We start from the raw sequence: 14,007 nt of genomic DNA, 5'->3' as shown, positions 1-14,007 counted from the left end.
GTTCACATATTTTGAAGACAAAGCGTTAGTAAATGTTTCGTGAGGGGCAAGCCAGTTGCAGATTATATGGGCCATTTACACCCCATGCTGACTGCCCAGCAGACAGGTCACCCCTAAACCTTGCATCTGGGTGAGAAAGAAACTACCCGTGGGGGTCTCTCCCCCCAGTAAAATCAGACCTATGCCAGATCTCCACACCCCTTCAACCCGCATTAATACAATTGCCCGCTGGGCAACGATTATCTGCGGAAGCGCGCTAGCTCTGACTGGCGGAGCTGCCTTCGGCGGCTTACCTATACCCACAGAAGCTGCGGATGCTCTGCTGATTTTTTTAGCGCTCTGCATCTTGGCTGAAGCCATATCGTTCATCACATTTGCTGTGACAGAGGCAATCAGACCACAGGACCCTGTAGAGGTTCTAGAGCGTCGGCACAAGGTTAACCCGGTACCCGGCGCAAAACTTCCCTTGCTCTTTATTACTCTTACCCTGGCCCTAGCTGTTTTCTATACAGCCCACGTCTTTATGTGGAACCCGCTGGTGGCTCGGCCCGGCCTAGAACTGGATGAGATATACCGCCAGCTGAAAGAAGCAGGTGAGTTCTCCCAGCGGGTTGTGGTGTTCCAGGGCCTTGTATCGGCCATACCCCTGGCCGTTTTGGTCCCCCTGCACATGCGTCTGCGTAAGAATATTGCGTATTCGCCAGCTCGTGCTGTTGGTCTGTGCTCTGCCGCTGCCACGCTGAGCCTGACCAACCTGTTGTTTGGCTGGGGCTGGTACATGGCAATGGGCATAGCCGACACCTTCGGTATTGGCGGAGGTGACTACGCCCCCACCAGAATCTTTATGCCTCTGGCCCTGATGGTCCTTTTCCTATCCGCACTGTACTTTACATTCAAGCCCATACGGAGCCACCGGCCACAGCAGTGGGAAGAAGAAACAGCCCTATAAAAGCCCCTGACCACAACCTAGGCGGTAAGATAGAGGGCACCCTGCCCAGTCACTGATACCAAGAGGTTTGAATGGCACGCCGCACCGCAACAGTGCATGATGACTACCCCACCGACATCACCGAAAACATTGTCGACATCGATGTCACCAGCGAAATGGAAACCAGCTTCCTGGAGTACTCCTACTCAGTCATCTACTCCCGCGCGCTTCCGGATGCCCGCGACGGCCTCAAGCCCGTCCAGCGCCGGATCCTCTACATGATGCAACAGATGGGTCTGCGCCCCGACAAGGGCCACGTCAAGTCAGCCCGCGTCATTGGCGAAGTCATGGGTAAACTCCACCCCCACGGCGACAGCGCAATCTACGATGCCATGGTGCGCCTGGCCCAACCCTTCGCTATGCGCCTACCCGTAGTCGATGGCCACGGCAACTTCGGCTCCCTGGACGATGGCCCGGCGGCCTCCCGCTACACCGAAGTACGCATGGCCCCCGCCGCACTGGCTATGACCGCCAACCTCGATGAAGACGTCGTAGATTTTGTACCCAACTACGACAACCAGTTCATGCAGCCCTCCGTCCTACCGGCGGCCTACCCCAACCTGCTAGTTAATGGGTCCTCCGGTATTGCCGTGGGTATGGCCACCAACATGGCCCCGCACAACCTCCGCGAAGTCATTGCCGCAGCTCGGCACCTGCTCGAACACCCCGATGCCATCCTCAAAGACATCATGAAGTTTGTTCCCGGGCCCGATCTGCCCAGCGGTGGCACGATCGTGGGAACCAGCGGTATCAAGGATGCCTATGAAAAAGGGCGGGGTATCTTCAAGACCCGCGCCAAGGTATCCATTGAACGGGTCACCGCCCGCAAACAGGGCATCGTCATTACCGAGCTCCCCTACCTGGTTGGCCCCGAAAAGGTCATCGAAAAAATCAAGGACGGGGTTAACTCTAAAAAGATTCAGGGCATCTCTGACGTTGTTGACCTGACTGACCGCAAAAACGGCCTGCGCATGGTCGTTGAAATCAAGAACGGCTTTAACCCCCAGGCTGTTCTAGCCGCACTCTACAAGCACACCCCGCTTGAAGACTCTTTTGGCATCAACAATGTTGCCCTGGTTGACGGCCAGCCGCAGACTCTGGGGCTCATGGACCTACTTCACGTCTATGTAAATCACCGCATCGATGTGGTCCGCCGCCGCACCGGCCACCGCCTGGGCAAACGCCAGGACCGCCTGCACCTGGTGGAGGGTCTGCTGGTTGCCATTTTGGATATCGACGAAGTCATTCAGATTATTCGCACTTCGGACGAAACCGCTCAGGCTCGTACCCGGTTGATGGATATTTTCGACCTGACAGAGATTCAGGCCAACCACATCCTGGAGCTGCGCCTGCGCCAGCTCACCAAGTACTCCCGTCTTGAGCTTGAAAAAGAGCGTGAAGAGCTACTGGCTGAGATTGCCCAGCTCCAGGAAATCTTGGCCTCCGATACCAAGCTCCGCGCTCTGGTCTCCGACGAACTCCAAGCTGTAGCCGATGAGTACGGTACCGACCGCCGCACCAAGATTGTGAGCAAGGACGAGCTGGCCGATGCTGTTGCGGCTCTTGCCGCCAGCGCTTCTAAGGCCAAGAAAGAGGCCGCGCTGTCCCTGGAAATTGCCGATGACCCCTGCTGGGTTATTCTCTCTACCTCCGGCCAGCTGGGCCGTACTCGAGGTGTCAAAGGCCAGCGCCAAGCGCTTGTTGACCCCGGCAAGCGCCTCAAACACGATGCTTTCCTATCGGTGGTCCCCACCAGCGCCCGGGGTGAAATCGGTGCGGTGACCTCTCGCGGTCGCCTGGTGCGTGTACCGGTCATTGATATCCCGGTTCTGGAAGAAAGTTCTGGCGCTCCCCAGCTTGCCAGCGGTGTTAAGGCCACCGAGGCTATTTCTCTGGCACGGGGTGAAAAGCTCATCGGCATGGTTCCCCTCAACGCTGTTGTAGCTCTTGCCACCGAACGCGGTGTCATCAAACGGGTCAACCCCGATTACCCGCTTAACGCCACGGAGTTTGAGATTATCAAGCTCAAGCCCAAGGATACGGTTGTGGCAGCCGCTGTATGCGACTCCAACGATGCTGTGCTGACTTTTGTTACCGAACAGGCCAAGCTTCTGACCTTTGATGCGGGCAAGGTCCGCCCCCAGGGCCGTACCGGTGGCGGTATGGCCGGTATGAAGGTTGCAGATGACGATAAGCTCATTGCCTTAGGTGTTACCGCCCCCACGGATACCGCGCACGTTGTCACTATTACCAATGGCAGGGATGAGGGCGCTACGGCCAAGGTTACGGAGCTCACCGAGTTCCCGCAGAAGGGCCGTGCTACAGCGGGTGTACGGGCCCACCGATTCCTCAAGGGTGAAGATGCTCTTGCCCTCGCCTGGGTAGGTCTTGGCCCTGCCAAGGCGGTCTCTACCGCCGGTGTTGCGCGCACCCTGCCCACAGAGTTCGGGCCCCGAGATGGCTCCGGTGTCCTACTGACCCAGGGGATTGATGCGATTGGCCCTAACTACCAGGCTGTCACGGAACAGAAGCTTCCGGCACAGCCTGCCGTCAGCCAATCGGTTGAGCAAGAGCCAGTGGAGGTAGCTGAGGACCCCGGTAGGCCCACGGCTACCCCCCTTATCGACCCGCTCTTCTAGAAGAAGCAAAACTTAGCATCTGGCCGGGCCTATCTCATACCAGATAGGCCCAAAGGTATTGAGTGGCTCAGGAGCAGTTGCTAGAATCCGTGGGAGAGAAGCGGGCAGTAGCCTCCTAGACCCACTCCAGCTGGCAGGCCCAATGATTGTGCTCCTTAAACTTCAGTGACTCTAGCGCAAGCTCACCAGGGTGTCGCAGGCCTCTATGTCCTCTGCCCTGTGCGAGACCAGCACCACAGCGGGGAGCTTGGTTTTGCCTTCGAGAGCTTGTCCGGGGTTGCGTTTTGTCCCCCTGGCTACCTCATTGATCAGGGCCACGGCAGCGGGGGCATCCAGGTGAGCGGTGGGCTCATCCATCAAGAGCAGAGGAGAGTCCACCAGCAGGGTACGGGCAATAGCGATACGCTGACGCTGTCCACCCGACATGTAGGAGCCACCGGCACCCACCGGGGTGTTCAAACCAGCAGGTAGCAAACGCACAAAGTCGCCTAACCCAACACGGTCCAGCACCTCGTACATTTCTTCTTCGGTGGGGCGTTCATCGGTTGCCCGCGCAATCGCCAGGTTATTAGCAATGGTCGATTCAAAGATATAAGCTGACTGCGGGCACCAGGCCGCATAGCCACGCAGTGACTGCGCATCAAAGATCTTGCCGTTGACACGAATCTGCCCCTGTTCCGCCGGCAGGAAGCCCAGGAGTGTAGCAAGGGCGGTAGTTTTACCTGAGCCAGACGGCCCCGTAATACCCAGCCACTGCCCCGACGATACAGAAGCACTCAGCTGCTTGAATACCGGCTGGTTCATATCGGGCCAACGGGCAGAAAGCGAGTCAAGTTCCAAAGTAATGGAGCTGTGTGCAGACCTGTTCTTTGCACCCACCCCTGGATCACCCAGGATGTCACGGATTTCACCGGACCTAGCGGCTTCAACATCGTCCTTGTGGTGAACTACTTCAAAGTTAGCTCGAGTACGTTCCACAAGAGCCGCGAAGGCAGGCCATGAACGTACCGCTTCAAGGTGACCAGAGGTAGTCTCGAACAGCCCGGTCATCATCAAAACGACAAGGGCGGCAAGAGGAGCGGTGACCTCACCGCTTTCCACAGCAGACCATACCGAAGCCAGCACAGCGAGGGCAGCGCCCCACCAGGTGACAACCATCAGGCCCTGGCCCAAGCCAACAGCTCGTGAACTTCTCAGCTTGGAAGCTGTGCCGGCACCATCTTGGCGAGAGATTGCCAGGGCAACGGTCTGGTCTAGCCCGTTATTGTGCAGGTCGCTGGCAGCATCAAGTGCTGAAACACCCAAGCGGAGCATAGCCGAGGTTTCCCGGCGCGCGACAAAGTCTGCGCGGGCATCGGCCCTGAGAACGAAAGCAGGGATGACCAAGGTTGCACTAAGTGTAGCGAGGACAACGGGAACGACTGCCTGCGGGGTAGCCCAAGCGGTTACTCCCACGACAAGTACCATCACGATAAGGTGTGATGCCACGGGCAGGATAACGCGAGGCATGGCATCACGCAGCTCATCGATATCTCCCACCAAACGGTCCAGAATCTTGTCACCGCGGAGCAGGGAACGCACTGAAAGGACGGTTCGCCCGGCGGCATCCCAGGCACTGACCCGGAGCCTATTGGCTGCATCGAGGACCAGGTTATGGGTGCGCAGGCGCTCAGCGTAACGGCTCGAAGCTCGGCCCAAACCAAAGAAACGGACACCCGTCACGGCAAGAAGAAGATACATCATAGCTGGCTGTTCAGCGGCACGAACAATCAGCCAGCCCGACAGGGCGGTCAGGCTTACCGCAAAAACAAGGGTAAGAACCGAAAGAAGTACAGGTACTACCGCCCTTGGTAGGCTCAGGCCGGTAATTGAGCCCAATGTTCGCAGGGTTTTGAAGATACCGGGCTTGCGGCGCTTTAGCTGAGGTGAGGCAGACGCAACCGGCACAGTAGAGGGCTCTGAGTCAGCCAGCTGGCCGTTCTCAAGAGCGGTCGCAAGTGATGCCAGAGCAAATTTGCCGAGGCTATGAGCATTCTGCGCTCGGAGTTCCCAATCCACCCCGTGCGGCTTGGGGGTGGCTTCGAGGACATGATTCGTTGCGGCAGCAAGTTCCGTGTCGTGAGTGACAATAATCAGGGTTGCCCCGGTTTCCTGAAGCGCTGCAAGGGCGACGTTCACTTTGGCCGCTGATACTGGATCAAGGTGAGCTGTTGGCTCATCGATCAGGACTGTGACACCTTGCTCTTGTGTCTGGAGCATAGCTACCCGCGCAAGCGCACGCGCAATTGCCAGGCGGCGCATCTGGCCCGAAGAGAGGGACTCAGGCGGAAGTTCGGCCAGGTTACCCAGCCCGACAGCCTCGAGGTACTGCCCAAAGTATTCACGGTCCTCATCGGTAAATTTGATCGACTCATCAAGTAGCCCAGCTGCGTAGTTGATGCCATCGAGGGCACCCTCGCCACGGGTCACAGTTGCGTAGAGGGCTACTTCTGCCAAGGCTGTAGAAGCAATGAAAGTAGGTGATTGGCTAATCCATACGGTGTTACCCAGGCCAGAAACCAAGCCCTGCACCTCAACGGGGCCGGTTGCGCCTGTTGGGACCAGCCCATTGCGCAGGGCACCGCCCAAGACGGACAGTAGCGTGGTTTTACCACACCCTGAGGGGCCGGTAATCGCAGTCGTTGTTCCGTGGACCAGGCTGAAGTTAACACTCGTCAAGGTTTTGGCGCGCCCCGGGTAGGAAACCGATAGCTGACGAACCGAAATCACATCGCCAGCAGGGGCAACCGTGGCGGGTGCTATCGGCTGGTCGATAATGGCCTGTGCTCGGCGGAGGGAAGCAATTCCTTCTTCCGATTGGTGGTAGGCGGTGCCGACATCACGCAGGGGCTGGTAGCACTCGGGGGCTAAGAGTAGAGCGAAGAGAGCGACGTCCAGGCCCAGGTTGCCCTCAATCAGGCGCAGACCAATGAGTACAGCAACAAGAGCTACGGAAATAGTCGTAATAAGTTCCAGCGCAAGGGAGGAAAGGAAGGCACTGCGTAGGGTGTACATGGTTGCTCGCCGGTAGCGCTCCCCCAGTTCACCCAGCGCCTTTGACTGTGCCCGTGATCGGCCCAGGCCAACGAGCACGGGCAAGCCCTTGACCAGCTCAACAATGTGGTCGGAGAGGCGCAGCAAATCGCGCTGAGCGCGGGCGGTGTCCTCCTGAGTAGTGCGACCAATAAGCACCATGAAAAGCGGAATAAGGGGCAAAGTGCACACAATGACCAGGGCTGAAACCCAGTCGTAGATAGCAATGAAGATCAGCAGCAGAGCCGGTATGACCGCGCTAGAAACAAAAGCTGTCAGAGTCTTGGTGTAGTAGTCGTCCAAGGAGTTTAGTCCGCGTGACAGGAGCACTGCTGTTGCGCCGGTACCATCGGGGGTGTCCATACCGCCGGTTGCCAGGACACGTCGAATCATCTTACGGCGGATGACCGTTTTAGCGCCGGTAGCAGCTTTCTGAGCATAAAAGGTCAGTGACCAGTCGGCACCAGCTCGAATCAAGAGAGCCAGCAGACCTGTGAGTGAAAGGGAGAGCAAGCCGGGTTCCATGAAAGGGCTGGCCCAGAGAATACCCGTGAGTTGGGCCTGTCCATTACCTGCAAAAATGGCAAGCTGTTCCTGGTGCGCACTTGAGTAGGTTGCACCCTCGTGAAATACCGAGTAGGTCATGCGAGCCAGCAAGGTCAGTGCTGTACCCAAAACCGCCGCAAAAATAACCAGTGCGAGAGTCTTCACCGCAGTTAAGACCGCGAAGACAGTGAGATTTCGCCTGGCGTGGGGCCCCAGTGGGGGCCGTTTGCTTGAAACGGGAGTCTTCATAGGCTGTGGTGTCCTTGGTGCCGCGAACATTTGTTCATCATTCTAGTGCGTTCTTATGCCGCTACACGGCAAGCTTTTTAGACTACAGCTAGTGGGTATAGGCACACATCAAGACTGATTCCGCCCACAAGGGGGGTGCTGGGGGTAGTCTCCCAGCCCCCCTCTTGGTCAACACCCAACAGGTGGTAGCAAGGGTGTAGATATGAGTGGATGTTCGAGTTCTTTTTAGAGGCCCCTTGTGTGGGCACTAGTGCGGGTAGGCTGCTGGGCGAGTTCAGTAACATCGTGCGCAGCAGGAATGCTCTCAACCAGCAGACGCTTGCGGAATACCCAGTAGGTCCATCCCTGGTAGACCAGCAGGATAGGAATACCACAGGCCGCTACCACAGACATGATTCTCAGAGTGTACTCGGAGCTCGATGCCTTGGTAATGGTCAGGTCAAAAGCTGAATCCAGGGTTGAGGGTAGGACCTTGGGGTAAAGAGCTAGGAAAACCGCCAGAATAGCGAAACCGATAAAGCTGGCGTACCCGGCAAATGCCCGCCCCTCATAAGAACCAATAGCGCCCAGCCAGCCAGCCCCTAGCGCAATAAGGGCTAAGCCTGTGAGCAGGTAGGACACCATATTGCCTGTGGTTACCTGCATGTACAGGACCCAGAGGATAGCCGGGAGAGCTAGGACGGGCGTCAGCTTGACCAGCGCTGAGCCAGCACGGTAGCGAACATCCCCATCGGTTTTGAGGGCTACAAATGCCAGGCCCATCAGTAGTGACAGCCCGACCATAGAGAATCCGCCCAGAAATACGGCTGGGGTGACCCAGGCAAAGGCGCCGCCTACACGGTCGCCGTTAGCGTCAAGGGGTAAGCCCATTGAGGTTGTGGCCAGCAGTGCCCCCACTAAGAAGGCAATCACGAAAGATCCCAGAGTAATGGCGGTATTCCAACCGGCAATCCAGCGCTCGCTCTTCTTCTTGCCCCGGTACTCAATAGCCACAGCGCGGAAGATGAGTGCTAAAAGAGCAAGGGTCAGGGGAATATAGAGAGCCGAGAAGAGAGCAGCATACCAGAAGGGGAAGGCCGCGAAGGTGGCGGCACCTGCGGTCACGATCCATACCTCATTGCCGTCCCAGACCGGTCCGATAGTGTTCAGGAGCAGGCGGCGCTCTTTTTCGTCTTTGGCAAAGAAAGGGCTCATGAGCATACCTACACCCAGGTCAAAACCGTCCAGAATGATGTAGCCCACCCAGAAGAAACCAATGACGGCGAACCAGATGGTGGGTAGAAGAGGCTGGTTAGCAAAAAGCTCAAACATGGTGTGCAAGCCCCTTTCCTAATAGGCAAAAGCGAGGACGTCTCGGTCCTGGCTGAGGTCAGTTTCGTGAGGATCTTCTACCAGCTCTGGCATGGCTGCTACAAGGCCAGCCTTGACGTACTTAGCTAGCAGGTAGATTTCAACCACCATCAGCACACCATAGACCAGGCCCAGTGAGATCAGGGAGAAGAGCACTTCAAAGCCGGATACTCCCGGTGAGACGGCGGCGGCGGTGAACATCATGATGGCGGGGTTACCTTCGGGGTTGGGGGCAACGACGAAAGGCTGACGGCCCATTTCGGTGAAGATCCAGCCAGTAGCATTAGCACCAAAAGGGGCGAGGATACCGGCAATAGCCAGGTTTGATATCCAGCGGGCTCCGGGCACGGTACCTTCCCCTTTCTTGCGGGTGACCCACAGGACGTAGAGGAAGGAAAGGGCGCTGATACCACCGAAGGTAATCATGCCGCGGAAGCCGTAGTAGGTAACTTCCATGAGGGGTAGGTAGTTGATTTCGTTGCCTGCACGGTCACCGTAAAGTTCTGGGTTATCGGGCAGGTGAGTGCCGTAGGTTTGCTGGTACTGAGGGAGCAGGGTATTGATACCGGCGACATCGGTAGTGAAGTTGTTGTAGGCCAGGAAGGAGAGCAGGCCGGGAATTTCGATAACGGCTTGTACCTTATCGCAATCCTGGGCGCCGGGCGAGGAGAGGGAGAGCAGGGAGAAGCCTGTCCCGTCGTGGCAGGCAGCTTCTGCGGCGGCCATCTTCATGGGCTGTTGCTCAATCATGAGCTGGGCCTGGTGGTGGCCGGTAAAAGCTGTACCGATAAAGGCCGCGAAACCAACGATTGCACCGATGCGTAGTGACTTGAACCAGACGGAAAAGTCAGCTTTGTCGCGTGCGCCCTCGATGCTCTCGCCCACAAGAACCCTACCGTTTTCGCCCATGGTGTCGATGCCGTCCTGGCGGCGCTTCCAGAGCTTGTACCAGGCAATACCGACCAGAAAACCACCAGCTACCTGGAGAGAGCCGAAGATAGCGTGGGGGTAGGCAACCAGGGCAGTGTTGTTGGTGAGCACTGCCCATACGTCGGTCATGACGGGGCGGCCGTCAACCAGTTCAACGCCCACGGGGTGCTGCATCCAGGAGTTAGCCACAATGATGAAATAGGCCGAGAGCCAGGAGGCGGCTACTGCCAGGAAGAGGCAGGTGGCGTGTACTTTGGGCTTGAGTTTGTCCCAGCCAAAAATGAAGAGGCCCAAGAAGGTGGATTCGACGAAGAAGGCCAGCAGACCTTCCATGGCCAGAGGCGCACCGAATACGTCGCCTACGAAGCGTGAGTATTCGCTCCAGGCCATGCCGAATTGGAATTCTTGGACCAAGCCGGTGGCCACGCCCATAATGAAGTTAATCAGGTAGAGCTTGCCCCAGAACTTGGTCATTCGCTTGTATTGGTGTTTCTGGGTGCATACGTAGGCGATGTAGAAGCCGGCGACAACCGCGCCCAGGCCCAGGGTTAGCGGCACCATCATGAAGTGGTAGACGGTGGTGATACCGAATTGCCACCGCGCTATTTCGAGGGGGTCCATGAACAATCCTAAAGGTGGTGTGGGTGGAGGGCTGAACTATCCCTGTTTGAAAGACAACCCAGCAGTCTGGGCAGGCAGGCCCTCTTTGAGTAACTTGCTTTAGAATAACTGACCTTGATGAGCGCTAACTTAGGGTGTATTTGACCCGAAATAACAGTGATTTGACGGGCATGAAAAGGTCATTTAAACGCTAAGGCTCCCGCTGGTATGAAATCCACCAGCGGGAGCCTAACCTTCTACTTATCCCTCTTCAAGGGTTTGAGGGTATGGAGCATAGTCACAGGCCTGAGCTTTCTTCTATCGAGGACCCAGCAGCCCCAAGGAGGCCACGGCCTGTTTCTCCTCAACCAGCTCAGCGACAGAAGCCGCTATGCGCTTTTGAGAGAAATCTGAGTGTTCTAGACCGTGAATAATCTCATACACCCCACCGGTGCAACGTACCGGGAATGAGCTAATAATCCCTTCGGCTACCCCATAGGAGCCGTCCGAGGGAACAGCCATAGAGGTCCAGCTCTCCCCCGTTCCCAGCACCCAGTCATGTACATGCATGAGGGCAGCATGGGCCGCAGAAGCTACAGAAGAGCCCCCTCGTACCGAGATAACCTCAGCCCCACGGTTGGCGACCTTGGGGATAAAGGTGTTCTCTACCCAGTCCTGGCCCAGTCCCTGCTGGGTCAGCAGGTCCACAGCAGACCGTCCGGCAACAGTCGCGTGGAAGAGGTCCGGGTACTGGCTAGCTGAGTGGTTACCCCAGATAGCAACTCCCTCAATCTGATCTACAGGGCTGCCAGTAGCCAAAGCCAGCTGAGCGACGGCGCGGTGGTGATCCAGACGGGTCAGAGCGGTAAATCGCTCCAGAGGCACATCGGGAGCGTGGCTGGCGGCAATGAGCGCGTTGGTATTAGCAGGGTTGCCCACGACTGCGACCTTGATGTCATCGGCCGCACGATCGTTTATTGCCCGGCCCTGCACGGAGAAGATACCGCCGTTAGCCTCCAGCAGGTCAGCCCGTTCCATTCCCTTGGTGCGGGGGCGGGAACCAATCAGTAAAGCAAGGTTTGCGCCCTCAAAACCGGTATTGGGGTCATCGGTGACGTCAATTGATTCCACCAGGGGGAAGGCGCAATCGGCAAGTTCCATCGCGGTACCTTCTGCCGCTTTGAGACCGGCAGGTATTTCAAGTAGCCGCAGGCGGACGGGGGTGTCAGCGCCCAGCATCTCCCCCGCCGCAATACGGAAGAGGCTGGCGTAGCCGATCTGACCGGCTGCGCCGGTAACGGTGACAGTAACGGGGTGCTTCATTGTATGTGTCATGCATAACACTTTACCCTGCACCGGGCATCAAGAGGCTTAGGCGTCGATTGCTGTATGGTCCAGCTTATGGGCGCCGCTGATAATAAAGTCCTTACGGGGCGCAACCTCTGATCCCATCAGCAGGGTAAAAGCCCGTTCGGCGGCTTCAGCATCTTCCACCCGCACGCGCCGTAGCATACGCTGGCGGGGGTCCATGGTGGTTTCTGCTAGCTGGTCAGCGTCCATCTCGCCCAGCCCCTTATAGCGCTGGATAGGTTCCTTATAGCTTTTACCCTCAGATTCTAGGCGGGCAAGGAGTTCGTGCAGTTCCTTCTCGCTGTATGTGTAAATCATCTCGTTGGCGGTCCCGCGCTTAATCACCTCTACCCGGTGCAGGGGCGGCACAGCCGCATAGACATGCCCTTGTTCCACCAGAGGCCGCATATAGCGGTAGAAGAGTGTCAGGAGCAAGGTTCGGATATGGGCACCGTCCACGTCCGCATCGGTCATCATAATGATTTTGTTATAGCGTTTCTGCTCCAGGTCAAAGGTACGCCCCGACCCGGCACCAATTACCTGAATGATGGCCGCGCACTCGGCGTTGGCCAGCATATCTGTCAGGGAAGCCTTCTGGACATTCAGGATCTTGCCTCGAATAGGGAGCAGGGCCTGGTAGTTGGAGGAACGGGCCAGGCGGGCCGTCCCCAAAGCCGAGTCGCCCTCAACGATAAAGAGCTCGGACTTTTCAACGTCGGTGGAGCGGCAGTCCACCAGCTTGGTGGGCATAGATGAAGTTTCCAGGGCATTTTTGCGGCGCTGGGTTTCCTTATGAACTCGCGCGGAGATACGCGATTTCATTTCGGCAACGACTTTCTCGCTGACGGCGGCGGCCTGAGTTTTTTCGCCGCGAGCGGTTGAGTTGAGTTTGCTAGCCAGTTCCTTGGCAACAACCTTAGAAACAATCTGGCGCACAGCGGGGGTGCCCAGAATCTCCTTGGTCTGGCCCTCAAACTGGGGCTCCGCCAGGCGCACAGTCAGCACGGCGGTCAGGCCTGCAAGAACGTCGTCCTTCTCGATCTTGTCGTTACCAGCCTTAAACTTGCGGGCATTATCGGCAATGTGCTTGCGGAAAGTTTTCAGTAGACCCTGTTCGAAGCCGGTCTGGTGTGTACCGCCCTTGGGGGTAGCAATAATATTGACGAAGGTCCTGAGTTTGGTCTCGTAGCCGGTGCCCCAGCGCAGAGCAAGATCGACCTCGCATTCCCGTTCAACCTCAGTGAGCTGAGAGTGCCCCTCTGCATCGAGGACGGGGACCGTTTCGGTAAAAGTCTCGCTACCGCTAAAGCGCCAGATATCGGTAACCGCCTGGTCCTGGGCCAGGTAGTCCACAAACTCCGCGATACCACCGTCATGTTGAAATACTTCTTCGTGGGTTTCGTGCTCACCGGGGGTACCGGGCAGGCGGCGTTCATCGCGCACGGCAATACGCAGGCCTGGAATCAGGAAAGCAGTCTGGCGGGCCCGGGCGGCCAGTTCGCTGTAGCTAAAACGGGCGTCCGGAGTAAAAATCATGGGGTCAGCCCAGTAACGCACACGGGTACCGGTCACACCGCGTTTGGCCTTACCGATAATCTCAAGAGCCTGATCAGAGGGCTTGAAAGGAGCCTGCGGTTTGGGGGTCCGTCCGTCCTCGAAGATACCGGGTACCCCGTGTCTAAAGCTCATTTGGTAGGTTTTGCCGCCGCGGTCCACCTGCACATCTAGACGGGAGGACAGCGCGTTGACCACCGATGCACCAACACCGTGCAAGCCCCCCGATGCAGTATAGGAACCACCACCGAACTTACCGCCAGCGTGGAGCTTGGTATAGACCACCTCAAGGCCAGATAGGCCCGTGCGGGGTTCTATATCGGTGGGTACACCACGCCCATCGTCCTGCACTTCAACGGAACCGTCCTTGTAGAGAACAACCTGAATTGACTGGCCATACCCGGCTAGTGCCTCGTCTACAGAGTTATCGATAATCTCCCAGAGACAGTGCATCAGGCCACGGGAATCGGTAGAGCCAATGTACATGCCGGGGCGCTTACGAACAGCTTCAAGGCCTTCGAGCACAGATAGGTTGCGCGCGGTATAGGTGTTTGCGGCCACGGAACTCTCCTGGGATTACGGGTGGGGCGTGCCTATTTAGTTTAGTACACGCCCAGGTAAGGGCGGGCTGGCTTCGGGGCGGGTGTCGTTTAAGTGCTGTGGGCGAAAGGACAAGCTTTAAGGCACCGAAAGTGGTTGTATGGGAGTAAACCAACTTATATTGAAAAG

The 14,007-nt window shown here is 57.3% G+C and carries 7 protein-coding genes; 2 read left to right on the top strand and 5 right to left on the bottom strand.

Annotated elements, in window-relative coordinates; genetic code table 11:
• Positions 1–181: 181 nt before the first annotated feature.
• Together ACN08V_RS01770 and ACN08V_RS01765 are read left to right on the top strand one after the other, a co-directional pair.
• Positions 182–949 (top strand): hypothetical protein, encoded by a 768-nt coding sequence (locus tag ACN08V_RS01770; RefSeq protein WP_419104309.1) that lies wholly within the window; start codon positions 182–184, stop codon positions 947–949.
• A 71-nt stretch (positions 950–1,020) separates the two neighbouring features.
• Entirely contained in the window at positions 1,021–3,627 is a 2,607-nt protein-coding gene (locus ACN08V_RS01765) for a DNA gyrase/topoisomerase IV subunit A (RefSeq protein ID WP_419104308.1), read from the top strand.
• 171 nt (positions 3,628–3,798) lie between these two features.
• On the opposite strand, the gene cydC is transcribed toward ACN08V_RS01765, so the two are convergent.
• From cydC to ACN08V_RS01740, 5 genes are all read right to left on the bottom strand, one after another.
• On the bottom strand, positions 3,799–7,494 hold the full coding sequence (gene cydC / locus ACN08V_RS01760; protein ID WP_419104307.1) for a thiol reductant ABC exporter subunit CydC: 3,696 nt from the start codon (positions 7,492–7,494) through the stop codon (positions 3,799–3,801).
• A 225-nt stretch (positions 7,495–7,719) separates the two neighbouring features.
• A complete protein-coding gene (cydB, locus tag ACN08V_RS01755; RefSeq protein ID WP_419104306.1) occupies positions 7,720–8,805 on the bottom strand; it encodes a cytochrome d ubiquinol oxidase subunit II in 1,086 nt (361 codons plus the stop codon).
• An 18-nt stretch (positions 8,806–8,823) separates the two neighbouring features.
• Positions 8,824–10,395: a cytochrome ubiquinol oxidase subunit I gene (locus tag ACN08V_RS01750; protein ID WP_419104305.1), complete on the bottom strand. Its 1,572-nt coding sequence runs from the start codon at positions 10,393–10,395 to the stop codon at positions 8,824–8,826.
• Between the two features lie 297 nt (positions 10,396–10,692).
• Positions 10,693–11,709 carry a malate dehydrogenase gene (locus ACN08V_RS01745; protein ID WP_419104304.1) on the bottom strand — a complete coding sequence of 339 codons (1,017 nt, stop codon included), beginning with the start codon at positions 11,707–11,709 and terminating at the stop codon, positions 10,693–10,695.
• A 36-nt stretch (positions 11,710–11,745) separates the two neighbouring features.
• The gene (locus ACN08V_RS01740) at positions 11,746–13,839 is read right to left on the bottom strand and encodes a DNA gyrase/topoisomerase IV subunit B (protein WP_419104303.1); all 2,094 of its coding nucleotides are present in this window, start codon (positions 13,837–13,839) and stop codon (positions 11,746–11,748) included.
• Between the last annotated feature and the right edge of the window lie 168 nt (positions 13,840–14,007).

Source organism: Rothia sp. P5766 (assembly GCF_048513555.1).
GTDB lineage: Bacteria > Actinomycetota > Actinomycetes > Actinomycetales > Micrococcaceae > Rothia.
Note: the sequence above shows the minus strand (reverse complement) of the source record. Positions and strands in the feature narration are given on the sequence as shown.

What these genes read in the sequence shown, in the direction of transcription:
- ACN08V_RS01770 (WP_419104309.1), top strand. Translation starts at nt 182, where the DNA reads ATGCCAGATCTCCACACCCCTTCAACCCGCATTAATACAATTGCCCGC.
- ACN08V_RS01765 (WP_419104308.1), top strand. Translation starts at nt 1,021, where the DNA reads ATGGCACGCCGCACCGCAACAGTGCATGATGACTACCCCACCGACATC.
- cydC (WP_419104307.1), bottom strand. Translation starts at nt 7,494, where the DNA reads ATGAAGACTCCCGTTTCAAGCAAACGGCCCCCACTGGGGCCCCACGCC.
- cydB (WP_419104306.1), bottom strand. Translation starts at nt 8,805, where the DNA reads ATGTTTGAGCTTTTTGCTAACCAGCCTCTTCTACCCACCATCTGGTTC.
- ACN08V_RS01750 (WP_419104305.1), bottom strand. Translation starts at nt 10,395, where the DNA reads ATGGACCCCCTCGAAATAGCGCGGTGGCAATTCGGTATCACCACCGTC.
- ACN08V_RS01745 (WP_419104304.1), bottom strand. Translation starts at nt 11,709, where the DNA reads ATGACACATACAATGAAGCACCCCGTTACTGTCACCGTTACCGGCGCA.